27 protein-coding genes and 5 tRNA genes are annotated in these 24,506 nt (G+C 30.2%); 4 read left to right on the top strand and 28 right to left on the bottom strand.

The window, feature by feature from the left end; translation table 11 throughout:
* Positions 1–18: 18 nt before the first annotated feature.
* The 6 genes from JOC62_RS17205 to JOC62_RS17180 form a co-directional block, all read right to left on the bottom strand.
* Positions 19–93 (bottom strand) — tRNA-Glu (locus tag JOC62_RS17205).
* 21 nt (positions 94–114) lie between these two features.
* Positions 115–190, bottom strand: a tRNA-Thr gene (locus tag JOC62_RS17200).
* A 24-nt stretch (positions 191–214) separates the two neighbouring features.
* Positions 215–291, bottom strand: a tRNA-Asp gene (locus tag JOC62_RS17195).
* A 15-nt stretch (positions 292–306) separates the two neighbouring features.
* Positions 307–382 (bottom strand) — tRNA-Val (locus JOC62_RS17190).
* Positions 383–401: 19 nt separating this feature from the next.
* Positions 402–476: transfer RNA gene (locus JOC62_RS17185), tRNA-Glu, on the bottom strand.
* Positions 477–629: 153 nt separating this feature from the next.
* Positions 630–1,214, bottom strand: coding sequence for a hypothetical protein (locus JOC62_RS17180; RefSeq protein ID WP_204596507.1), 585 nt, complete (start codon positions 1,212–1,214; stop codon positions 630–632).
* A 96-nt stretch (positions 1,215–1,310) separates the two neighbouring features.
* Here JOC62_RS17180 and JOC62_RS17175 point away from each other — a divergent pair, with 96 nt between their 5' ends.
* A complete protein-coding gene (locus JOC62_RS17175; RefSeq protein WP_204596506.1) occupies positions 1,311–2,558 on the top strand; it encodes a BaiN/RdsA family NAD(P)/FAD-dependent oxidoreductase in 1,248 nt (415 codons plus the stop codon).
* A gap of 60 nt (positions 2,559–2,618) precedes the next feature.
* On the opposite strand, the gene JOC62_RS17170 is transcribed toward JOC62_RS17175, so the two are convergent.
* The 16 genes from JOC62_RS17170 to JOC62_RS17095 form a co-directional block, all read right to left on the bottom strand.
* Positions 2,619–3,374, bottom strand: coding sequence for an acyl-[acyl-carrier-protein] thioesterase (locus tag JOC62_RS17170; RefSeq protein WP_204596505.1), 756 nt, complete (start codon positions 3,372–3,374; stop codon positions 2,619–2,621).
* A 100-nt stretch (positions 3,375–3,474) separates the two neighbouring features.
* Entirely contained in the window at positions 3,475–4,035 is a 561-nt protein-coding gene (locus JOC62_RS17165) for a hypothetical protein (RefSeq protein ID WP_204596504.1), read from the bottom strand.
* Between the two features lie 160 nt (positions 4,036–4,195).
* Complete coding sequence (locus JOC62_RS17160; protein ID WP_204596503.1) at positions 4,196–4,390, bottom strand: DUF1858 domain-containing protein; 195 nt, start codon at positions 4,388–4,390, stop codon at positions 4,196–4,198.
* A 95-nt stretch (positions 4,391–4,485) separates the two neighbouring features.
* Positions 4,486–5,772 carry an adenylosuccinate synthase gene (locus tag JOC62_RS17155; protein ID WP_204596502.1) on the bottom strand — a complete coding sequence of 429 codons (1,287 nt, stop codon included), beginning with the start codon at positions 5,770–5,772 and terminating at the stop codon, positions 4,486–4,488.
* 475 nt (positions 5,773–6,247) lie between these two features.
* Positions 6,248–7,048, bottom strand: coding sequence for a pyrroline-5-carboxylate reductase (gene proC, locus JOC62_RS17150; RefSeq protein WP_204596501.1), 801 nt, complete (start codon positions 7,046–7,048; stop codon positions 6,248–6,250).
* 97 nt (positions 7,049–7,145) lie between these two features.
* Positions 7,146–8,480: a replicative DNA helicase gene (locus tag JOC62_RS17145; RefSeq protein WP_204596500.1), complete on the bottom strand. Its 1,335-nt coding sequence runs from the start codon at positions 8,478–8,480 to the stop codon at positions 7,146–7,148.
* 121 nt (positions 8,481–8,601) lie between these two features.
* Complete coding sequence (gene lonC / locus JOC62_RS17140; protein ID WP_204596499.1) at positions 8,602–10,494, bottom strand: Lon family ATP-dependent protease; 1,893 nt, start codon at positions 10,492–10,494, stop codon at positions 8,602–8,604.
* Positions 10,495–10,506: 12 nt separating this feature from the next.
* On the bottom strand, positions 10,507–10,953 hold the full coding sequence (gene rplI / locus JOC62_RS17135) for a 50S ribosomal protein L9 (RefSeq protein WP_204596498.1): 447 nt from the start codon (positions 10,951–10,953) through the stop codon (positions 10,507–10,509).
* A 1-nt stretch (position 10,954) separates the two neighbouring features.
* Complete coding sequence (locus JOC62_RS17130) at positions 10,955–12,895, bottom strand: DHH family phosphoesterase (protein WP_204596497.1); 1,941 nt, start codon at positions 12,893–12,895, stop codon at positions 10,955–10,957.
* A gap of 21 nt (positions 12,896–12,916) precedes the next feature.
* Positions 12,917–13,237 carry a MazG-like family protein gene (locus JOC62_RS17125; RefSeq protein WP_204596496.1) on the bottom strand — a complete coding sequence of 107 codons (321 nt, stop codon included), beginning with the start codon at positions 13,235–13,237 and terminating at the stop codon, positions 12,917–12,919.
* 138 nt (positions 13,238–13,375) lie between these two features.
* Positions 13,376–13,627, bottom strand: coding sequence for a 30S ribosomal protein S18 (gene rpsR, locus JOC62_RS17120; protein ID WP_204596495.1), 252 nt, complete (start codon positions 13,625–13,627; stop codon positions 13,376–13,378).
* A 25-nt stretch (positions 13,628–13,652) separates the two neighbouring features.
* On the bottom strand, positions 13,653–14,096 hold the full coding sequence (locus tag JOC62_RS17115; protein ID WP_204596494.1) for a single-stranded DNA-binding protein: 444 nt from the start codon (positions 14,094–14,096) through the stop codon (positions 13,653–13,655).
* A gap of 16 nt (positions 14,097–14,112) precedes the next feature.
* On the bottom strand, positions 14,113–14,400 hold the full coding sequence (gene rpsF, locus JOC62_RS17110; RefSeq protein ID WP_204596510.1) for a 30S ribosomal protein S6: 288 nt from the start codon (positions 14,398–14,400) through the stop codon (positions 14,113–14,115).
* Positions 14,401–14,502: 102 nt separating this feature from the next.
* Positions 14,503–14,697 (bottom strand): DUF951 domain-containing protein, encoded by a 195-nt coding sequence (locus JOC62_RS17105; protein WP_204596493.1) that lies wholly within the window; start codon positions 14,695–14,697, stop codon positions 14,503–14,505.
* Positions 14,698–14,714: 17 nt separating this feature from the next.
* Positions 14,715–15,599, bottom strand: coding sequence for a mechanosensitive ion channel family protein (locus tag JOC62_RS17100; RefSeq protein WP_204596492.1), 885 nt, complete (start codon positions 15,597–15,599; stop codon positions 14,715–14,717).
* Positions 15,600–15,618: 19 nt separating this feature from the next.
* Positions 15,619–15,855, bottom strand: a complete 237-nt coding sequence (locus tag JOC62_RS17095) for a putative Se/S carrier protein (protein WP_204596491.1) — start codon at positions 15,853–15,855, stop codon at positions 15,619–15,621.
* Between the two features lie 163 nt (positions 15,856–16,018).
* On the opposite strand from JOC62_RS17095, the gene JOC62_RS17090 reads away from it, so the two are divergent.
* The 3 genes from JOC62_RS17090 to yyaC are packed head-to-tail and all read left to right on the top strand — an operon-like array spanning position 16,019 to position 18,449.
* Positions 16,019–16,645 carry a LysE family translocator gene (locus JOC62_RS17090; RefSeq protein ID WP_204596490.1) on the top strand — a complete coding sequence of 209 codons (627 nt, stop codon included), beginning with the start codon at positions 16,019–16,021 and terminating at the stop codon, positions 16,643–16,645.
* Between the two features lie 12 nt (positions 16,646–16,657).
* Positions 16,658–17,809 (top strand): aminotransferase class V-fold PLP-dependent enzyme, encoded by a 1,152-nt coding sequence (locus JOC62_RS17085; protein WP_204596489.1) that lies wholly within the window; start codon positions 16,658–16,660, stop codon positions 17,807–17,809.
* Positions 17,810–17,867: 58 nt separating this feature from the next.
* Positions 17,868–18,449: a spore protease YyaC gene (yyaC, locus tag JOC62_RS17080; protein WP_204596488.1), complete on the top strand. Its 582-nt coding sequence runs from the start codon at positions 17,868–17,870 to the stop codon at positions 18,447–18,449.
* Positions 18,450–18,507: 58 nt separating this feature from the next.
* Here the strand turns inward: yyaC and JOC62_RS17075 are convergent, their stop codons facing one another.
* The 6 genes from JOC62_RS17075 to mnmG all read right to left on the bottom strand — a co-directional run bounded on the left by JOC62_RS17075 (position 18,508) and on the right by mnmG (position 24,503).
* A complete protein-coding gene (locus JOC62_RS17075) occupies positions 18,508–19,008 on the bottom strand; it encodes a DUF4446 family protein (protein WP_204596487.1) in 501 nt (166 codons plus the stop codon).
* A 61-nt stretch (positions 19,009–19,069) separates the two neighbouring features.
* The gene (locus tag JOC62_RS17070) at positions 19,070–19,936 is read right to left on the bottom strand and encodes a ParB/RepB/Spo0J family partition protein (protein ID WP_204596486.1); all 867 of its coding nucleotides are present in this window, start codon (positions 19,934–19,936) and stop codon (positions 19,070–19,072) included.
* Positions 19,933–20,718 (bottom strand): ParA family protein, encoded by a 786-nt coding sequence (locus tag JOC62_RS17065; RefSeq protein ID WP_204596485.1) that lies wholly within the window; start codon positions 20,716–20,718, stop codon positions 19,933–19,935. Before JOC62_RS17065 ends, JOC62_RS17070 begins: the two co-directional genes overlap by 4 nt.
* Positions 20,719–20,936: 218 nt before the next feature.
* The gene (gene noc, locus JOC62_RS17060) at positions 20,937–21,719 is read right to left on the bottom strand and encodes a nucleoid occlusion protein (RefSeq protein WP_204596484.1); all 783 of its coding nucleotides are present in this window, start codon (positions 21,717–21,719) and stop codon (positions 20,937–20,939) included.
* Between the two features lie 152 nt (positions 21,720–21,871).
* Positions 21,872–22,591 carry a 16S rRNA (guanine(527)-N(7))-methyltransferase RsmG gene (gene rsmG / locus JOC62_RS17055; RefSeq protein WP_204596483.1) on the bottom strand — a complete coding sequence of 240 codons (720 nt, stop codon included), beginning with the start codon at positions 22,589–22,591 and terminating at the stop codon, positions 21,872–21,874.
* Between the two features lie 19 nt (positions 22,592–22,610).
* Positions 22,611–24,503: a tRNA uridine-5-carboxymethylaminomethyl(34) synthesis enzyme MnmG gene (mnmG, locus tag JOC62_RS17050; protein ID WP_204596482.1), complete on the bottom strand. Its 1,893-nt coding sequence runs from the start codon at positions 24,501–24,503 to the stop codon at positions 22,611–22,613.
* Positions 24,504–24,506: the final 3 nt, after the last annotated feature.

Here is a 24,506-nt window from a genome sequence, read left to right as displayed (position 1 = left end):
CATAAAAAATATTAAAAATGGTGACTCCTAGGGGAATCGAACCCCTGTTACCACCGTGAAAGGGTGGTGTCTTAACCGCTTGACCAAGGAGCCATATTAAGTTAAAAAATTTATTGGAGCTAGCGATCGGACTTGAACCGATAACCTGCTGATTACAAGTCAGCTGCTCTGCCAATTGAGCCACGCCAGCTTATTCAGCTTTTTAAAATTTAAATGGCGACTCAGAAGGGGCTCGAACCCTCGACTTCCAGCGTGACAGGCTGGCACTCTAACCAACTGAGCTACTGAGCCGTATTAAAATTTATGTGGTGGGCACAACAGGGTTCGAACCTGTGACCCCCTGCTTGTAAGGCAGGTGCTCTCCCAGCTGAGCTATGCGCCCACATAAAAAATATTAAAAATGGTGACTCCTAGGGGAATCGAACCCCTGTTACCACCGTGAAAGGGTGGTGTCTTAACCGCTTGACCAAGGAGCCATGTTAAGAAACTTATCTATGCCTCGCGCTTTCGTTTATTGGCGCTAATCACATAGACTATATTACATAAAATCAATTTAAGTGTCAACACTTTTTTAAAATAATTTTTTATTTTTTTTATTTTTTATTCCTAATATATTAATTTTCTTGATTTTATTCTGTAATAAAACGTCCTTTATCCTTTGATTTATCAAGGTTCTTAATAGCTTCATCATATTTTGATAAAAGCTTTTCTTTTTTTTCAATATCTTTTTTTATTTTATAAATTTCCTTAGTACATATATTAATGAATTCTTCTCTATATAATACTTCTGTCTCTAAATTATAATTTTTCCTATTAAATTTTCTTCCTGAGGCTAATATTTTTAATGGATATGTTTTGTTTACTACTAATAAAAGATTTTTTTCCCAAATATTATTCTTATTTACAGAATAATTATCTATTAATAAATTTATATCTTCTATTTCTTCATTGCAATTAATCCTTATCTCCTCTAAAAGTGCTTTATATAAAAATACTGATATTCCTCTCTTAAGCTTTATTTTTAATAACTCCTTATTTTGCATTAAGAACTTATCTAAATTGTTTTCTGGAATTATTTCTACATCTATATTATAAAATTCTTTTAGGTTCTCAACGTTTGGATATATAACCAAAACTTTATCATAATTAATTCTTCTTACTTTAAATTCTTTATTATAATCTTCTAATTCTTTATTTTTTATAATAACTCTCATTTTGTCCACCTCAATATTTAATATTCCTTCCTTTAACGAAAATTATTACTGTGGTAGAATCTATTTAAAATATATATTAAGGAGAAAATTTTAAATATGATATATCATGATTTAATAATAGTTGGCGGCGGTGCTTCAGGACTTATGGCAGCAATTTTAGCTAAAGATCTTGGATTAGATGTTGCTATAGTAGAAGGAACAGATAGAGTTGGTAAGAAAATTCTCACTACCGGTAATGGTCGATGTAATATTTCAAATTGTTCTATATCTTATCCTTTTAAAAATTATCATAGTTCAAATAAAGATTTTTTTATAAATGCATTAAATAGTTTTTCAATAGAAGATACAAGAAATTTCTTTTTATCTATAGGATTACCTATAGTGGAACTTGAAAATAATAAACTTTATCCACAGTCACTCCAAGCTTCATCAGTTGTGGATATTTTTAGATTTGCTATAGAGGATAGAAATATCCCTTTATACACAGATTGCAAAGTAAAAACTATCCACAAGAAAAATAAATTCAAATTATCCACAAGTAATGATGAGTTTAAAGAGTTTAGTTGTGAAAAACTTTTACTTTGCTGTGGAGGAAAATCAGCAGTTAAAACTGGATCAGATGGATCTGGCCATAAACTTGCAGAAAATCTAGGTCATTCAATAACTAAATTAATGCCTGGAATAGTTCAGCTTAAGCTTGATTATCCAAAGCTTAAAGGCTTATCTGGAATTAAGTTTGATGGAAAAGTATCTCTTATTTCTAATAATAAAATTATTAGAGAAGATAGTGGGGAAATTTTATTCACAGATTACGGAATATCAGGTCCTCCAATTCTTCAACTTTCATCCACAGCTTCTAGATGTCTAAATAACCATGATGATGTGTGGATAAAAATTGATATGATGGAAAACAAATCTTTAGAAGATGTTAGTAACTTTATTTATGGCCATCTATCAATGTTTTCACATAGAAGTATTTCAAATTCATTAATTGGAGTTCTTAATAAGAAGCTGGTTCCTATTCTTCTTAAAGATATAGGAATTGATAATATTCATGTTCCTTGTTATGATTTGGATTGGCAATATCAAAATGAGCTTATAAATAGACTTAAGGATTGGAAATTTAAATGTATTGGTACTAAAGAATTCCAAAATGCTCAAGTTACTGTTGGTGGGGTTAATACCAAAGAAGTAGATATGAATACCCTTGAGTCTAAAATAGTTAAGGGACTTTATTTTGCTGGTGAAATTTTAGATGTTGATGGTGACTGTGGAGGATTTAATCTTCAATGGGCTTGGAGCTCTGCATACTTTGTAGCAAATTCAATAGCAAAAAATAAATAATAGTTTTTGGATTAAAAATAAATCGGCTACCACTAAAGTGGTAGCCGATTTTTTAAAATTTTAATTATTTTCTACCTTTCTCCAGTGAGCTTCTAATAATGTTAGCTCATCACCTTCTAGGTTTGTAATTCTATGTAATGTAACTAGTCCATTCTCTTCTTCTCTAACTTCTGCTGATACATGAATTCTATTTCCATAAGTAGTCTCTCTCTCAAATACTATTTTTATTCTACTTATTTCATAACCTTTAATAACTTCTATAGGTACAGATTCTATGGCCCATTCAATATACTTAACATTATTTACATGCGTGTTAGAGTCTATATCACTATATCTTATTTGGAACTCCTTATAATGATCTTCTCTCTCCATCTTTTCTATTTTTTCCATATCTATAGCTACTTCCATATCTCCCTCTTCACCATAGATTTCATATTGCTCTTTAAGTATTCTTGCTGGTCTTCTTTTCTGTATGTTTATGAAGAAAAATAATGCAGTAGCTTCAGCAAGTAACTCTCCATCTTCACTCTTTATTAGATATTTCCTAAATGCATAAAACTTTTTAAATCCTACTGGCATTGTAGTAACATAAATCTTGTCTCTATATTTTGGATATCTATGAATTTTTATATCATACTTATAAAATACCCATGCACATCCATGAGATAATTGAAACTCTATAGTATCTCCTACTGCTTCTGCATGAAGATTTCCAACGTCACAGAAAAGATCAACTATTGTTGATAACTTACACTTTAATTTGTAATTTACATCTCTATACATTACTTCATACTGTTTTGTATAATCCTTAATCATTTGCTCACCTCAAAATTTACTATAATATAATCCTATCTTAATTTATATAAATTTACTATCCTCTTGCCATATGGCTAGACCAATTTTTACAAAATATTAATCATATGAATAAAGTTAGTAGTAATATTAATAGTATGGCTTTTTTACTATATAAGATATTTTTATTTTTAAATATATAATATGTCACAACTTGAAATACCAATATTGCTAATATAAATACAACCTTACTTATACTAGGCACAGAATCTATTATTCCACTTCCTACAAGCTCAAACATGCCTCTTATTAAAGATACCACTATAGCTATCCTAATGCAGCCTAAGTACCCACAATGGCTTCTTGCATCATCTTCTATAAATATAAATATAAATGTTGATACAATAGCTAATGATAGTGATTCAAATATTATTGACCACATAATAGCTTCGACCTCATTTCCATAGAAGTTTCCATGGATAGCAACTATTGAATTTGCTGATATTAAAATTCCTAATGCTATTATTCCAAGTAAAACTGTTTGAAGCAAACTCATATTATCTATAAATTTAAAATCATTTTTTCTTAAATCTATATAATTACTTATTCTTTTGTTTTTTCTACACTCATTTAAAGAATCACTATTTATACATTTCTTTTTACTTCTATATTCCTTATATAACATATTATTTTCCTCACATTAATTAAATTTGTACTATGAATATATTCTCGTACATCAATGATTATTCTTAAAACTATACATAGTTTAATTAATGTTACTAAATAAATATAAAAAAGGCAGATAGATTAATTTCTTAATCATCTGCCTAAATACTTATGTTCTATTAAATTTCATTTTTATTGTTTAGAGCTGCTACTAAAGCCTCTAAATTTAATCCATGAACTGCTGCTGCTTCTTCTAAAGTTTCTGCTTGAGCTGATGGACATCCAACACAGCCCATTCCAAAAGCCATTAATATTTCTGCTCTTGTTGGATCTTCATGAATTATTTGTCCGATTGTCATATCTTTAGTTACCATTTACTTCACCTCTTTAATAATTTTATCTACATAATTATCATCTATAAAAAGATTATATTTTATACAATTATTAAAGTCAAGTCAACTAGTCGGAATTAAATTTCTTTAACTCTCATAGTTTGATCTCTCTTTGGACCAACTGAAACTATTGATACTCTTGTATCTGTAAATTCTTCTATTCTTTCAATGTATTTCTTCGCATTTTCAGGAAGTTCTTCATAACTTCTAGCATCTGCTACGCTTTCATCCCATCCATCAAATTCTTCATATACAGGTTCACACATAGCAAGATCTTCTAAGCTTGCTGGGAAGTAATCTATAACTTCTCCGTTGAACTTATAACCAACACATACTTTAATCTTATCAAGACCTGCTAAAGTATCTATTTTTGTAACTGCAAGTGATGATAATCCACTTACTCTTACAGTTGTCTTAAGTATTACTAAATCAAGCCATCCACATCTTCTTGATCTACCAGTTGTAACACCATATTCATGTCCCTTTTCTCTAATCCAATCACCAGTTTCGTCATTTAACTCTGTTGGGAATGGTCCTTTACCTACTCTTGTAGTATAAGCTTTAGCAATACCTACAGCATTAGTAATCATTCTTGGTCCTATTCCAGTACCTGCTGTCACTCCACCTGCAGTTGTATTAGATGATGTTACATATGGATATGTACCATAGTCTATATCAAGAAGCATTCCTTGCGCACCTTCAAATAATACATTTTTATCTGCTTTTATAGCATCATAAACTTTTACTGAAGTATCTTTAACAAATGGTCTTAACTTCTTTGCAAATTCAAGGTATTCTTTAAGTATTTCATCAAAGCTTAGTGCTTCTCCATCTAAAACTTTTGTTATATATGCATTCTTTGCTTCTACATTTTCTCTTAATTTTTCTGTAAATACATCTTCGTGCATAAGATCACAAACTCTTATACCACATCTTTCATATTTATCTGTATAGCAAGGTCCGATACCTTTTCCTGTTGTTCCGATATCATTTTTTCCTCTTGCTTTTTCTTTTAATTTATCTAATACCTTATGGTATGGCATTATTAATTGTGCTCTATCACTTATTATTAACTTTTCTGGTGTTACTTTAACTCCAACACCTTCTAAATATTCTATTTCGTCAAATAATGCTTTTGGATCCACAACTACTCCGTTTCCAATAACATTTGTCTTATCATCATATAGTATTCCTGAAGGTATTAAGTGAAGCTTATATTCTTTATCTCCAACTACTACAGTGTGACCTGCATTGTTTCCTCCTTGGAATCTAACAACAACATCTGCCTCTTCTGCAAGATAGTCTGTCATCTTTCCTTTTCCTTCGTCTCCCCATTGAGCTCCTATTACTATAAATGCTGACATATTGTTTGCCTCCTTTAGATTATTAATCTAATTTTCTCTTAAATTTATGGAGTTATTTATACAATTTTATTATTTACATTAATTTTTAAAATAACATGAAATAATATAAATTTATTTGGATTTTTATAATCTCCATTAATTATAGTAACAAACTGGAAGATATTAATCAACATATTATCGAATGTTTTTGTATAAAATTAATAAATAATTCGTATAATATTTTAATATAACTTTTGAAATGGTAAAAAAAAAGCCTTAGAGCTGTGGCCTCTAAGGCTTTTTTTCCTTAATTTTTAATAATTAAGAGGAGTTTTTAGTTAATGTTTGTGTGTGTTTTTTTATGTGTGTGTGTCCAGTTTGGTAACCAATTCAACTATCTTACGCATTTCCTAATTGATATTGATTATCACTACCTTTAGTATATATAATAATAATTTATTTGTCAACATTAATATAAAAAAATTTTTATATTAAATTACATGCTTTTTGATTTTTCTGCGCACTTATCCATAGATTTAATTATTGCGTTTCTAAACCCCTTATCTTCAAGCTCACATACAGCCTCTATAGTTGTACCACCTGGTGAACATACCATATCTTTTAACACCCCTGGATGTTCCTCTGTTTCTAATACCATCTTAGCAGATCCAAGTACACTTTGTGCTGCCATCTTATATGCTTTATTTCTTGGTATTCCAAGTTTAACAGCTCCATCTGCCATAGCTTCTATAAACATAAATACATAAGCTGGTGATGATCCACATAAAGCTATAAATGCATGGAAGTCTTTCTCGTCTAGTATCTCATAACTTCCAAATGCCTCAAACATACTACATACATAGTTTAATTCATCTTTATTAACATTCTTATTTGGACATATAGCAGACATTCCCTCCCCTACTAAAGCTGGGGTATTTGGCATTGTCTTAACTATTTTAAAGTCTTCTCCAATCATTTCATGTAAATCACATAAATCTATTCCAGCTGCGATACTTATTATGATTTGATCTTTTCTTAATGCTTCTTTTACCTCTTCTAGAACATCTTTATACATATATGGCTTAACAGCTATTATTAAAACATCAGAATCTTTTACAACATCTATATTGCTTAATACTCCTAATACCCCATATTTGCTTTCTAATCTTTCTTTAGACTTTTCACTTCTAGTTGAAATTATAATATCTTCTTTATTTGAAAAACCCTTATTGATTAATCCTCCAAGCATAGCGCTTCCCATATTTCCGCATCCTATAAAACCTATCTTTTTACTCATTTAAAGACCTCCTTATATTAACCTTTATAAACTTATTAATTATACAAAGAAACTCACCATCTTATTTCGGCGAGTTTCTAAAATTTACTTTATAATATTATTCTTGATGTATTGAATCGAGATTACCAAATTTACTGAATTGACCAAGCCATGCAAGCTTAACAGTTCCAACTGGACCGTTTCTTTGCTTAGCTATAATACATTCACCGACATTCTTTTCTTCTGTTTCCTTGTTATAGTACTCATCTCTATATAAGAACATAACAAGGTCGGCATCCTGCTCAATTGATCCTGATTCTCTAAGGTCAGAAAGCATTGGTCTATGGTCAGCTCTTTGCTCAGGTGCACGTGATAACTGTGATAAAGCTATTACTGGGCATTCCATTTCCTTAGCTAATGCTTTTATAGATCTTGATATCTCTGATACTTCTTGTTGTCTACTCTCTGACGATGACCCTGACATAAGTTGAAGGTAGTCAATTAGTATTAAATCTATACCATACTCCATTTTAAGTCTTCTGCATTTAGATCTCATCTCCATTACGGAAACCCCTGCAGTGTCATCTATATATATTCTAGCTTTAGATAAAGGCCCTGTTGCCCTTGCGATGTTTTCCCAGTCTTTATCATCTAACGCACCTGTTCTAAGCTTTAACATATCAACATTCGCTTCTGAACATAATAGCTTATATGCTAATTGCTCCTTTGACATTTCCAGTGAAAATACTACTACGCTTTTACCTTCTCTAAGGGCAACATGTTCTGCAATATTTAATGCGAATGTTGTTTTACCCATAGATGGTCTTGCTGCAATTAGTACCATATCACCCTTTTGGAAACCTGATGTTTTCGCATCTAAGTCCATAAAGCCTGATCCTACGCCTGTTATTTCACCCTTGTTATTGAATAGTCTTTCTATTTCAATAAATCCTCTTTCAAGCACTTGATTTAATGGCTCAAAATCACTTGTAGTTCTTTTTTCTGCTATATCAAATATTCTCTTCTCAGCTGCATCTAGTACATTTTCAACTTCACCTTGCTTATTATAACTTTCTTCAATAATTGAAGTAGAGGCCTTTATAAGCTTTCTAAGAGTTGATTTTTCCTGAACTATCTGTATATATGATGCGAGGTTCGCTGTTGTTGGTACAGAGGATGTTATTTCTGTTACATATGTAACACCACCAGCTCTTTCAAGAGTATCAGTAGCTTTTAAATGTTCTAATACAGTAACTAAGTCAACTGCCATATCTCTTTTAAACATATCAATAATGCTTTTAAATAATACCTTATGACTATCTCTATAAAAATCCTCTTCGTCCAATCCTTCTGCCGCTTGAGCTATTGCACTTCTATCTATAATCATAGATCCTATTACTGACTGTTCTGCTTCTATACTCTGTGGTAGCGTTCTATTAACGGTTGTTTCCATTCGTGTACCTCCTTCCAAACATTATCTTCTCATATTATATCAAATTATTATCATTAAAAAAACAAGTTATTATTTCTAAAAAAACAAAGAAGATGTTAAACATCTTCTTTACTTTACTAATTTAGAAAACTAAATTTATAACTTCTTCAATTGTGCTAACTGGTTTAACCTCTATATCTGTTAATCCTTGTGGCACTTCGTTTTTGTTATCTTCTGGTACAATAGCAAGTTTAATTCCTTTTCTTCTTGCACCATAGATCTTTTCAAATATTCCACCAACAGGCTTAACTGTTCCTCTTAAAGATATTTCCCCGGTAATAGCAACATCTTGTCTTAAAGGTTTTTCTAATAATGCACTTATTATACATACTGTTATAGCAGCTCCTGCAGATGGTCCATCTATCTTTCCGCCACCAATAACATTTACATGTATATCATAATCTTTTATATCTTTATCTGTGATTTTTCTTATTACAGATGCTGCATTATAGACTGAATCCTTTGCCATACTTCCAGCTGTTTCATTAAACCTAACTGCCCCTGCACCTTTTTTCTTTGCAGGGAAAACAGCAGCTTCAATTTCTATTGTTGATCCAATAAATCCACTTACTCCTAAGCCATGTATATGACCTATTTCATAATTTGAATTATCATTAACTCTTTCAAAAGGAGTATATCTTCCTATAGAAATTACCTCTTCAACATCCTTTAATGTTATCTTAAGTTTTTTTGGTATAGCTTTTCTCTTGTATAAAGCATAACCATATGCATCTGTAAGTATATTTACAGCTTTTCTTCCTTCTATAGTAAATCTGCTTATATACTCTGGAACATCTTTTTCAAGTGAAACTCCAAGCTTTCTTGCAGCATTTTTTACTATATCTTCAATATCTTTAACAGATAACGGCTCGAAATAAACTTCAGTACATCTTGATCTAAGTGCAGGATTAATTTCTCCTGGATCTCTTGTTGTTGCTCCAATTAAAACAAAATCTGCTGGAGCTCCATTATCAAATAAATACTTTATATACTTTGGAGTCTTATCATCATCTGGATCGTAATATGATGATGAGAATTCAACTCTCTTATCTTCTAATACCTTAAGTAACTTATTTTGAAGTATATTATCAAGTTCTCCTATTTCATCTATAAATAATACTCCACCATGAGCCTCAGTAACTAATCCTGGCTTTGGTTCTGGTACACCTATATCCGCTAAATCTCTCTTACTACCTTGATATATAGGGTCATGGACTGATCCTAATAAAGGATTTGTAATCTCTCTTGGATCCCATCTTAAAGTTGTACCATCTACTTCAACAAACTTTGATTTATCATCAAATGGAGTAAAGTTTAATTCTTTAGCTGCATTTAATGCAATTCTAGCTGCAGTAGTTTTACCAACCCCTGGAGGTCCATAAAGGATTATATGTTGAGGATATGGAGATGATAACTTTGATATTAATGATTTTATAGCTCTTTCTTGACCTACTATTTCATCTAAAGTCTCAGGTCTTAAAAAACTCATTATATTCTTACTAGTTACTCTTGAATCTAATTCTTTAAGTTCCTCATATTTTTTCTTTGTTTTTTGGTTTTCGCTGCCTTTTTCTTTCTTCATAATGGATAATCTCATCTCATCGATGTATTTTTCTTGCTTTTCCATTATTGCCTTTTCTACTTTTGACTCTATTTGGTTTTGTACATACTTCTTAGCTATTTCTTCTGAAATCCAAACTACAGTATCTTCAAGAACTTCATCAATTTTATCTTCTGGTGGAACAACTTCTATTCCTGCTCCATCTGAAGCTATCATATTTAATGCATATGCTCTTTCAGTAAGTTTTGTTGAACTTACATGATTTTTTAATTTAAATCTTATAGTTCTAGCTCTTATAGCCCCTTCATCTAATACATTCTTTAATATGTCAAATAGAACATTTATTTGAGATTCTTGAGGTAAATCTCCTTTAATTACATCCTGCAGGAAACCAATTTCCTCACGTAATTTCAATACTATTCCTCCTTAAGCTTGTGGAACAATTATAACTTTCATCTTTGTTGATACTTCAGGATATAATTTAACTTCTATTTCATATCCTCCAGCTACTTTTATTGTGTCCATAACTATCTTCTTCTTATCAATATCTATCTTATATAATTCTTTTATTTTCTTTGCAACTTCTTTGCTAGTAATAGCTCCAAATAACTTTCCATTATCTCCAGCTTTACCTTCAATTTTTATTTCTTTTCCCTTTAAATCAGCTGCTAACTTTTGAGCTGCCTCAAGTTCTGCAAGCTTTTGCTTTCTTTCATTTTCTTTTTGGTTATTTAAAATGTGTAAATTGCTTTCTGTAGCTTCCTTAGCTATGTTCTTTGGGAACAAGAAATTTCTTGCATATCCATCTGATGCATTGATAACATCACCTTTTTTTCCTAGTTTCTTATCGTCTTTTAATAAAATTACTTTCATTTTATTCACCCACCCTTAAGTATTTTTTCATTACATCTTTTAAATCTATCAAGACTTCATCTATTGATTTATTTGATACCTTAGCTCCTGCCATATTCATATGGCCACCACCACCTAAAGCTTCTAGTACAATTTGGACATTAATCTCTCCAATTGATCTAGCACTTATATAAGTGTCACCGTTGATGTTTGCCAGAACAAAGCTCGCTAAAATACCTGATATATTTAACAATTCATCAGCTGATTTTGCAATTATAACAGTATCCGTAACATTAGGCGGACATATAGCAATTGCAATTTTATCATGAATCTTTGCTGATTTTATTATATCAGCAATTTGTATAAAATCTGTTAAGTTATCAGTAAACATCTTTTTAACTTCTGTAGTTTCTGCACCTGTGTTCTTTAAAAATGATGCAGCATCAAAGGTTCTTACACCTGTTTTAAATGAAAAACCTTTAGTATCCATATAAATACCAGCAAGTAGCCCTTCAGCTTCAAGCTTTGTAATATGTGGCTTTTCATTCATGTATTGGATTACTTCTGTTATCATCTCGCAAGTAGATGATGCGTAAACTTCTATATAATTAAGCAAAGTGTCTTCTATTATATCAGCACTTCTTCTGTGATGATCTATTATGACCTTTCTTTTTGTTTTTTCAACAAGCTTTAAATTATTAACATAATTCTTGTTGTGTACATCTACAATTATTAATAATGACTCATCATCTATCTCCTTCATGGCTTCTTCTGATGTTTCAAATAGATTAGCATATTTTGAATCACTTTTCAATTCTCTTAGGTAATATTCTATAGCTCCAATATCTTTATCTAGAATTATGCTACATGATTTGCCAAGCTGTTTTATTGTACTTGAAAGTCCAACAGCTGCCCCAAAGCAGTCCATATCTGGATTTTTATGACCCATTATGAATACTTTATTGCTTTCATATATAAGTTCTTTTAAAGCGTGAGATACAACTCTAGCTCTAACTCTAGTTCTTTTCTCTATTTCTTTACTATTTCCACCAAATATCTTAACTCCATCGCTACTTTTTACAACAACTTGATCTCCACCTCTTCCTAGAGCAAGTTCTTTACCAACTGTAGCATAATTATAATTTTCAAGTGGTGAAATTCCACCTCTTCCAACACCTATGCTGAGGGTTATCTCTAACTTATTCCCTTTATTTATTTTAGATATTCTATCTAAGATTTTGAAATTATTATTTATTTCTTCATCTATGTATTTATCTTGTACAGATACAACATACATATTCGGTTGGTATTTTTTTATCATTGCCTCTAACCCATATGCATATGAATTTATCTCTCTATCTATTTCTGCAATTACTAAAGGTTTATTAGATTCATCAGTTGCATCTAAAGCTTCATTAAAGTTATCAACCTCTATAAGCATTATACTTTCTTTTGTTGTATCTAATCCTATAAACTCACTTATATCATTAAAGTATAATAAAAATAATTGCTCATCTCTTCTAAGTATTTTAGTACTATAAACATCATAAAGTCTTCCATTTAACTTTAATCTTTGATGTAAATCTTTATCCGCTTTTATTACTTTATCTAGATTAAGATCTCTTGCAATACTAAGTATACTTTCTCCAATAAAATTCTTTTTAGGTTCTAATTCATTGAAAATATTATTATGCCATTTTATAATTCCAGTTTCGCTTATAAGTGCTATAGGTAGCAATGTGCTAGCTACATTATCCTCTATTGCTTTATTTATATCTTTCGTAAACTGATTTATATTTTCTTCCTTTTTCCAATAATTATTTAATTGATAGAAATTATCTATAAAATATATTATTGCAATTAATAACGCTATCTGGTTATAACCTAATAAAAAGAATATTAAAGAAGCTAAAATTAATCCAACTGGTTTTATGAGTTTTATAATTAACGACTTTACATTCATAAAACGCCTCCTATTTAATTATTAGTCTCTTCTCTTTGAAATATACTCCTTAAGCTTACTTAAACTCTTTCCTTCTTTTTCAACTTCATCTTCAGCTCTTATACCAATATCAAGCTTATTTTTCATTTCATCATCAATTTTAGACGCTGAATAACCAAGTTTTTCCCCCAATACATATAAAATAATTATTGCCCCAGATATACATTCAACTATAGCTTCTTCTGCAACATTACTACCTCTTGTCAATAATGTATAAAAATCACCTATTACTCTAAGTAGTTGAGCTTTTAAATTTTCAATAATCTTTACGTTACCCATAATATTTAAATCATTCTTTTTCATAAACCTCACCTCTTAAATACCCTTGTATGTATATTTTAGTTTTTTTCTATTACTAATGCAAGAAAATGAAAGTTTTTCCCAAAAAAATAAGAGAGTAAAATAGAAATTTAATTCTATTTTACTCTCTTTAATTTATTACTATTCAGTTGTGAATGGTAATAAAGCTACATTTCTAGCTCTCTTAATTGACTCAGTTACTTGTCTTTGATGCTTAGCACATGTTCCTGAAATTCTTCTTGGAAGTATCTTTCCTCTTTCAGTAACATATTTTCTGATCTTAGACACGTCTTTGTAGTCTATTGATTCAGCTTTTTCAACACAAAAAGCACAAACTTTTCTCTTAGATCTTCTCATTCTTCCGCCAGATCTTCTGTTGTTGTTTTCTCTCATGATTTTTCCTCCTTACCTTGAAAATTTAAAATGGCATGTCTCCGTCATCAACTGGAGTCATATCATCGTCAAAACCGCCAAATGAATCATTTGATGGTTTTGAATAATCAGAATTATTGCCACCGAAATCATTATTAAATGATCCAGTATTGTTGCCGCCTTTTCCGCCACCAACAAATTCAAAGCTTTCAACAACTACATCAGTAGTGTATCTTTTTGAACCGTCTTGTGCATCATAACTACCAGTTCTAATGTTACCAGTAATTGCAATTTGGCCACCTTTTGTAAGATATTGTGCTATTGTTTCAGCTGTTTTTCCAAAGGCTACGCAATTGATAAAGTCAGCTTCATCTCTCTTGAATTGTCTTGTAACAGCAATTGAAAATCTTGTAACAGCATTTCCGCTTCCTGCAGCAAATCTTAATTCAGGATCTTTTGTAAGTCTACCTAAAAGTATAACTTTGTTCATTACAATATCACCTCTCTTACGCTTCTTTTCTTACTACGATGTGTCTCATAACACCGTCAGTGATTCTGAATATTCTTTCTAATTCTCTTGGTAATTCTGGGTTAGCTGTAAAGTCTACTAATGTATAGTATCCTTCGTTAACTTTTGAGATTTCGTAAGCAAGCTTTCTCTTACCCCAAACATCAACGTTATCTACAGTTCCTCCACCATTTTCTATTACACCTTTGAACTTTTCGATATTAGCTTTAACAGCCTCTTCGTCAAGTGATGGGTGTTGTATGAATATAGTTTCGTACTTTCTCATCATTTTCACCTCCTCCCCTCGGACTAAACGGCTGTGCTTTGCACAGCAGGGATTACAATTTATAATTTTAACATTAAAAATTTACTTTTTCAAGGATTTTTGTTAACTTTCTGCTTTTTGAACTATTTTTTTTGCACCTTTTTGAAATTTACTTCTCGGTATCATGATAATTCTTCCACATCCGACACATTTTATCTTTACATCAGCACCAATTCTTGTAACTTCAAAATTTTTCTCACCACAGGGATGTTGTTTTTTCATTTCAACTATATCACCTAAACCAAAATTCTCTACCAATTTTATATCTCCCTTCACTATGCTTCTTTCATTATTATTTGAGTTTTATTATAAGGAATTTCTATTCCTTCTTTATCTAATGCTTCCTTTATAGCTTTTCTAAGATTTCTTTCCATAGACCATTGCTTCATAGGTATACTAAATCCAACTATTCTTATATTTACTCCAGAAGCGCCTAAGTTAGTAACCCCCCATATATCTATTGGTTGCGGAACATCTTCCTTATGTTCTCCTTGGAATTCCTTACATGTTTTATCTATTATATCTATGGCATGATCTATATCTTCTTCGTAGGCGATAGATACATCAACAATAAACCTCATATTATTTCTAGAATGATTAGTAACTGCCTTTATAGTACCATTTGGTATAAGATGTAAATCTCCATTGAAATCCTTAAGTATTGTAGTTCTTATTCCTATGCTATCTATTATTCCTTCAAACGTACCAATAGTTACATAATCACCAACTCCATATTGATCTTCAAATAATATAAAAAATCCATTTATAAGATCTTGTACTAAACTCTGTGCTCCAAAACCTACCGCAAATCCTCCAATACTTGCAAATGTCAATGATATACCTTTAAATAAATCAGATAGTATTATAGCTATTCCTATAAAATAAACTGAATACTTAAGTATACTGTGCATTACTGCACCTATAGTCTTAGCCTTCTGAGGGCTCATAGTTAACCTTGAGTTTGGATTTTCAATCTGCCTTTTAACAAACTTACTTATTAATATATTTCCTATTTTAATAGATATAAACATTAAAAAGATAACAATAACTACTGTGATGCATTTTTTTATTAATACATCTATTATATCTCCTGGTATCTTAATAGATCCAAATACAATATCTTTATTAGTACTTGATGCATTAATTAGAAAATAACCCATTTATCTTCCCCCTTTTTAATTATTGTATCTCTCTATACTCTGAACCTTCTTTGCAATACATATTTTTATATTCAAATTTCTCTTCTTTTATTCTATTCATTTCCTCTTCATCTTCAATTCTTATACAAATACCACAGCTTTGAGTTATTGATGTAGGAGTTGGCATTATCCTAAATGTATATTCTTTCTCTTTTAGAATCTTTTCTCCAGTCATTGCGTCATGGGTATTTTTAAATACTATTATGTAATATTTCATTCTTATCTCCCTTTCTATAAAATATCTTTCATAGTTTATATTATATATATTTTATAAATTTTATAAAGAAATATAATAGTCTTTTTATGTAAATTTAATGAATTGTATCTATATTTGATTTATAATTAGATAATATGTATTTATATTTTTAAAGGAGAACATTATGATTCATATTATGAGAGCAGGATTTATAGGCTTTTTTACAGGACTTTGTGCATCTATTCCCCTTGGCCCTGCTGGATTAGAGTCTATAAATCGTTCAGTAAGTAAAGGATTTTGGCATGGATTTAAAGTATCTCTCGGTGCAGTTTTTGCCGATTATACTTACTTAATAATAATTAACTTAGGCCTTTTTAACATTTTAGAAGATAATAAAACTTACAAAGGAGTTTTTTGGATTGTATCAGGTATAGTATTATTTTTATTTGCTAAGCATTCTAAAAATAGTACTGGTTCATCAAAGATACTAAATAACCCGAAACTTGGAGAATTCATTTCTGGCTTTATAATAACATTTATTAATCCAGTTACATTCTCATTTTGGCTAGCTTTTAGTGGTACAGTAGCTAGTATTTGGAGATCAGATGGTAGACTATTCTTTTACACGTCATTTTTATTCATGTTAATTGGAAGTCTTACTTGGTTTACAATACTAAATATCTTAGCATCAAAAGGGCTAAAACTATTGAAAAAAGATATTGATAAGACTGCTTCTATGCTTTTGACTTATGTATTATATGTAATAGGCGTATGCTTCATGGCTTATGGAGTATATGTATTAATTTGTTAAAGGATGTCGAATATGAAAGTATATTTAGATAATGCAAGCACAACTTTTCCAAAACCTAAGGTTGTTGCTGATTCAATTTATAACTATTTAGTAAATATAGGCGGTAACGCTAATAGATCAAATCACTCAAATGCTTTAGAAAGTAATAGAGAGATTTTTCTTGCTCGTGAGAGAATTGCAAACTTTTTTAATTATGACAAAATAGAAAATGTTATTTTTACAAATAATATTACTTCTTCATTAAATATACTTATAAAAGGTACTTTAAAAGAAGGGGATCATGTTATAACCTCTTCAATTGAACATAACTCAGTTATAAGGCCAATAATATCATGTAAAGAAAATTTAAATGTAGAAGTCGATTTTGTAAAATCAGATTCTAAAGGGTTTATAGATCCTCATGATATAGAAAAACTTATAAAAGGAAATACTAAACTAGTCGTAGTAACCCATGCATCAAATGTAATAGGTACTATACAACCCATAAAAGAAATAGGTAATATATGTAAAGAGCATGAGATCTTTTTCATTATTGATACAGCCCAGTCTGCTGGCGCAGTACCTATTGATTTTAAAGAGATAAATGCAAGTGCATTAGCATTTACAGGACATAAGAGTTTACTTGGACCTCAAGGTATTGGTGGATTTATAATAGACGATGATTTAAATAAGGTTTGTACTACAATTATAGAAGGTGGTACAGGAAGCCTTTCTCATGAAATACATCAACCCACATTTATGCCTGATAAATTCGAGTGTGGAACCTTAAATATACCCGGTATAGTTGGCTTATCAAACGCTATAGATTTTATAAGTAAAATAGGTATTGATAATATAAAAGAAAAAAATTCTATACTTTATAAGAAATTGCTTAATGGAATATTAGATATTGATAGGTTTGAAGTTTATGGAGATACTACAGGCTCTAAATCTACCACGTCTTTATCATTTAATTTAAAAGGAGTAGATACTTCAGAATTATCATTCTATCTTGAGACATATGGGATTAGTAATCGTTCAGGATTACACTGTGCACCAATGTGCCATAAGTCTATAGGTACATTTCCAAGTGGAACTGTTAGACTTAGCATCTCATACTTCAATACTGAAAATGATATAGACTATGTATTATCAATATTAAAAAAAGCTAGCAAAGATTTATAGTAAGTTTGAATAAACACCTCCCTTTATGGAAATAATTTCTATATAGGGAGGTGTTTTTATGAATAAAATTTTTTCAATTGATGGTATAGATAATGATTCATTTAATGAAGTTGGAGAGCATCTTTATGATAATTTAAAACCAATACTTGATGATAATAGAACTATAATATTTTTATGTATAGGATCTGATCGTTCAACTGGAGATTCACTAGGACCATTAGTAGGCCATAATATAAAGGAATTTAAAAATAAAAATATATATGTATATGGATCTTTATATTATCCTGTTCATTCTCAAAATCTTGATGAAGTATTAAAAAAAATTTATGAGTCTTTTAATGATCCATATATAGTTGCTATTGATGCTTCATTAGGCTCTTTTCAAAATGTAGGAAGAGTATTTATAGAAAATAAACCTCTTTTCCCAGGGTTAGCTCTTAATAAGGATTTGCCCCCTGTAGGAGATTTAAGTGTGACTGGTGTTGTAAATGTCTCAGGAAATTTTGAATTTATGGTTTTACAAAATACTAGATTATATACTGTAGTTACACTAGCAGAATTTATAGCTAAGGGTATTTCATATTCAATAGATAAACTTATGAGTAAAGATGATTTAGTTGAATCTTTGACTAACTATTAATATAGTATTTTAACTAAAAAATCTCTTCTTCTCGCGTTAGCGAGAAGAAGAGATTTTTTTACTTACTATTCATTGCTTCTTTTAAAACATGAGCTTCTTCTTCTGATAATTCATATCTTGATATACCTTTATCAACTGGTTTAGCATAAGTTGTGCTATCATGTCTTCCATATAATCCTGTTAATACTATTCCATCATTGTGTCCATCAAGCATTGCTATTGAAAAACTTAAATCACTTCCAACATCTTCGAAAGCCTTATATCTCATTATTCCAACCTTTTGGACACATCCTCTAATTTCAACTTTTAAATTTTCGCATAGCTTAGCAGCTTCTCTTGCAGCATTTTCAGCTTCTTCAACATCATTTAGCTTACTAACAATTACTTCTTCTAAATTTTTATTGCTAGTACCTCTCATCATTTTTCTATACTTATTTTCTAATCTATTCACTGACTTCCATAAGATAATAAGTAAAATTAAAAGTAATAAAATTACTACACCCATTCCTATTAATATATAAGGTAAATAATTTGATAAATTTGATATTAAATTTTCCACAGTTTTTCCGTCCTTCCTTTTCTTAAGAATGTTTCACGTGAAACATGTTTCACGTGAAACATTAAATATTCATTAGTTCTAAAATTCTATTTAAATCATCATCTGAATAGTATTCGATTTCTATTTTTCCCTTTTTATTCTTTGAGTTTATATTTACCTTTGTTCCAAAATAATCTTGAAGTTTATTCTCAACATCTTTAACATAAGGATTAAATTTAACTTCTTCCTTTTTTTCTTCTTTTTCTTTAAATACAGACTTTATTAATTTTTCTAACTCTCTTACTGAAAGTTTTTCATCTATAATTTTCTGAGCTAGCTTATACTGTAAATCTTTATCCTCAACAGCTAATAAGGCTCTTCCATGTCCTTCTGAAATTACACTTTCTATTAGGTACTGCTGTACTCTTTCATCTAAATTAATAAGTCTCATAGTATTAGTAATAGCAACTCTAGATTTTCCTATCCTTTGACTTAATTCTTGCTGAGTCAAATTGAATTCATCTATTAGCTTTCTATATGCTAAGGCTTCTTCAATTGGATTTAAATCTTGTCTTTGTATATTTTCAATTAATGAAATTTCTAATACCTCTTTATCACTTAAATCCATGACAATAGCTGGTACTTCTTTAAGACTCAACATTTTAGCTGCTCTCCATCTTCTTTCCCCTGCTATTATAATATATTTTTTTTGATGTTTCTTTAATATAAGTGGTTGTATAATTCCATGATTTTTTATAGATTCTGCAAGCTCAGCTATATTATCACTATCAAAGAACTTTCTTGGTTGATCTGAGTTATTTATTATTTCATTTAAAGGAATTAATGTACTTGATGAAGCCTTATCTTTTATATCTGTTTTAACCTCATCTTGAATATCATCTGGAATTAAAGCACCCAATCCTTTTCCTAATCCAAACTTTTTACTCATTTACTCTCACCCTTTACTACCTCTTGTCTTTTTAAAAATTCCTTTGCTAATCTTGAGTAAGCATCTGCCCCTTTACATTTTTCATCATAAAGCATTATAGGTAGTCCAAAACTTGGAGACTCTGCTAACCTAATATTTCTAGGAATTGTATTCTCATAGACACTATCTTTAAAGTACTTCTTTACTTCATTAAATACTTCATTACTAAGGTTTGTTCTGTAATCATACATTGTCATAATTACACCCTCTATTTTGATTTTAGGGTTTAATGATTTCTTTACAAGCTTAATAGTATTCATTAGCTGTCCAACTCCTTCTAATGCATAAAACTCACATTGTATAGGTATTAATACAGAATCACAAGTAGTTAATGCATTTATAGTTAAAACACCTAATGATGGTGGGCAATCTATAAAAATGAAGTCAAACTCATCTTTTACTTCATTTATTTTGTCTAATAGTATTCTTTCTCTATTTTCTTTTGTTATAACTTCAACCTCAGCTCCGGCTAATTCCATTGTTGATGGTGCTATATATAGATTTGAAATAAGATCGCTATGTATAATAACCTCTTTTAAACTTACATTCGATGTTATAACATCATACATTGAAAATTCTAAACTTCTCTTATCTAAACCTAATCCACTTGTAGTATTACCTTGAGGATCAATGTCTATTGTTAGCACCTTATAGCCTGCCATTGCAAGATAAGAAGCTAAATTAATGTTTGTGGTTGTCTTTCCAACCCCGCCTTTTTGATTAAATATACAAATTATTTTCATATCTAGCCCTAAGTATTTATAGAGCTTCGCACCCCCTCTCTCTCATACTATATTATATATTTTTTTATATAATAATTAAAGCTAAAACTGACAAAACAATACATTCTTAATAGTTTTTTCAGCTTTTATTTATTAATAAATCCCAGTCGCTTTTTTTCAACAAAAACTGCATAAAAAAACCACTAAAAATATCTCTTTTTAGTGGTTTAGGTTAAAGTTTATTTTTTCTTTTTAGGAATGTTTACTGTAATTTGTATATATTCTTCATGATCTGACATATCATATTTTGCAGGTATATTAAACTTATCAAAAACTTGCTTTATAGTGTTTACATAAAGCTTTGCTGGAAACACTGTTGTTATTTTCTTCTTTGATTTTCCATTCATCTCTTTTCCTGCAATTTTTAATAATTCTTTATTTATCAACTCTTCTGTTTGTCTTACATTTAAACTATCTTTAATGACCTTCTTTATTATACTTAACTGTAATTTTTCATCTTGAAGCGATAATAATGCTCTTGCATGTCTCTCTGTTAAATTATTAGCAACGCATATTTCTCTGACCTTATCACTAAGCTTTAATATTCTAAGTTTATTTGCTATAGTTGATTGCTTCTTTCCCATACGTTTTGCTAATTGTTCCTGAGTGAATCTATGATCATGAATTAAATTATAGTATGCCTCCGCCTCTTCTATAAAATTTAAATCTTCTCTTTGTAAATTCTCTAATAATGCAATCTCAGCTGATTCTATATCCGTTATATCTATTAAATTGCATGGAACTTGTGTAAGCTCAGCAAGTTGTGCTGCTCTCCATCTTCTTTCTCCAGCTACTAACTCATAGAAATCCCCTCTTTTTCTAACAGTTATAGGTTGAATTATACCGTGAGTCTTTATAGATTGAGATAATTCCATTAAAGCATCGTCATTAAAATATTTTCTTGGTTGATATGTATTAGGTATTATATCCTTAATATCAATTTTTAGTATTTCATTATTCATACTGACACTACCCATCCCTTATAAATTTCCAATGATTTTTGTTTATATATTAAATTTCGCCACTTACCATTTTCTTCCTTCTTTTTCCCCAAATAAAATTCAGTCATTTCTCGATATTATATGGTATTATATTACATATTATATCACAATATTTATCTTAGTGGCTTTTTTGCTACAGTTCCTGCTTTTCTAGGATATGTCTTAGGACATGCATTTACCTTTTCAACAACAACTATGTTATGATTTAAATCAGTTTCTTCTATAAGAGTCTCATCAACCCTTAATAAACTTCCTCCTAGTAACTCTAATGCTCTTTTACTATTTTCTAATTCTTCTTCGATTGCAGGCCCTTTTAAGGCAACAAAATATCCTGATACTTTTACATAAGGCAGACAAAATTCAGATAATACTGCCATATTAGCAACGGCTCTTGATGTTGCAATATCAAATTTCTCTCTTAAATCTTTATTTCTTGCACCATCTTCTGCTCTAGAATGAATAGTTGTAACATTTTTAAGGCCTAGTTCCCTAACAACTAAATTTAAGAAGTTTATTCTTTTATTAAGTGAATCTAATAAAGTTACCTCTATATCTTCTCTTAATATAGCTATTGGCATTCCTGGAAAACCTGCACCTGTACCTACATCAATTACAGTTTTAGCCTTCTTAAGTTCATCGCTTTTAAATGCTTTTATACAATCTATAAAATGCTTCTTTATAAACTCTTCATCCTCAGTAATTGCAGTAAGATTAATCTTTTGATTCCACTCTTGTACCAATCTCATATATTTAATGAATCTATCATATATTTGTTCATTAAATTCTATATTAACCTCATCTGCCGCTGTTTTCATTAAATTATAAAAGTCCATATTTGCCTCCTTTATGGCTCTAATTATCTTTATTTTCTTGTTTACCATAATGATACTCTAAGTAAACCAATAATACAGAAATGTCAGCAGGTGATACCCCTGAAATTCTTGATGCTTGACCTATACTTATAGGTCTTATATTGCTTAGCTTTTGTATCGCCTCTGTTCTTAATCCCTTAACATCAGTATAGTCTATATCTTTAGGTAATAATTTCTTTTCGAATTTCTTAAATTGCTCTACTTGATCTAATTGATTCACTATATAGCCTTCATACTTAGCAATTATATTGATTTGTTCACCAACATTCTCAGGATATTCTGGTCTTTCTGAATCAAGCTCTACAGCTGAGAAATAATCAAGCTCTGGTCTCTTTATTAATTCATAGAAACTAATAGGCTTTTTAAGCTCTGTACTTCCAAGCTTAACTAATATATCATTATTTTCTGTTTTATTAGTTATTTGTAGATTTTTTAGTCTCTCAAGTTCATTTTCAATATTAGTTTTTCTTTCTATAAATCTATTATACCTTTCTTCTGATACAAGACCTACATTATATCCTATTTCAGTTAATCTAAAATCTGCATTATCTTGTCTTAGAAGTAATCTATACTCAGCTCTTGATGTCATCATTCTATAAGGCTCATTTGTACCCTTAGTAACTAAATCATCGACTAGAACTCCAATATAAGCATCAGAACGAGTAAGAACCATTGGATCCTCTCCTTTAACCTTTAATGCTGCATTAATACCTGCAACTATTCCTTGTGCTGCTGCTTCTTCATATCCTGAACTACCATTTAATTGTCCTGCTCCATAAAGCCCTTCTATATTCTTAAATTCAAGAGTTGGCTTTAATTGAGTAGGATTTATTGAATCATATTCTATAGCGTATGCTGATCTCATTACTTCAGCATTTTCAAGTCCTTCTATAGTTCTTAACATATTTATTTGTACATCCTCTGGTAATGATGATGAGAATCCACCAATATACATTTCAAGTGTATCTTCACCTTCTGGTTCTACAAATATTTGATGTCTTGATTTATCTGGAAATCTCATAACTTTATCTTCTACTGATGGACAATATCTTGGACCTATTCCTTTAATTGACCCATTGTATATAGGAGACCTATCTATGTTATCAGCTATAACTTCATGAGTACCTTCATTAGTATAAGTTAAATAACAAGATATTTGTTCTTTATCAATATTATCATTCATAAATGAAAAAGGTACTATCTTATCATCACCTTTTTGTTCTATCATTTTAGAAAAATCTACTGATTTTCTATTTACTCTAGGTGGTGTTCCTGTCTTAAATCTTCTAAGTTCTATTCCTAAGTCTAATAATGTTTGAGAAAGGTCATTTGCAGGTGATAATCCATTAGGACCACTATTATAGCTTACATCCCCTATTATTATCTTAGCTTGTAAATATGTACCTGTTGCTAAAACAACTGCCTTACATCCAAATATTGCTTCATTCTTTGAAACTACACCTTTAACTTTTCCATCTTCAACTATTAAATCAGTAATTTCTACTTGTCTAATATAAAGGTTGTCTTGTGATTCAAGAACCTCTTTCATTCTCTTTTGATATTTTAATTTATCTGCTTGCGCTCTTAATGAGTGAACTGCAGGTCCTTTTGATGTATTAAGCATTCTTGATTGAATATATGTATCGTCTATATTAACACCCATTTCTCCACCTAATGCATCAACTTCTCTAACTAAATGGCCTTTAGCTGTTCCCCCTATATTAGGATTACAAGGCATCATTCCAATCGCTTCTAAATTAATTGTACATATTAATGTCTTTAATCCCATTCTTGAAGCTGCAAGAGCAGCTTCGCAACCTGCGTGGCCTGCTCCAACAACAATTACATCATACTCTCCAGCATTGTATCTCATATA

Origin of the sequence: Clostridium sardiniense (assembly GCF_016907995.1) — a bacterium.
Taxonomy (GTDB): domain Bacteria; phylum Bacillota; class Clostridia; order Clostridiales; family Clostridiaceae; genus Clostridium; species Clostridium sardiniense.
This window is presented reverse-complemented; position numbering and strand designations above follow the sequence as displayed.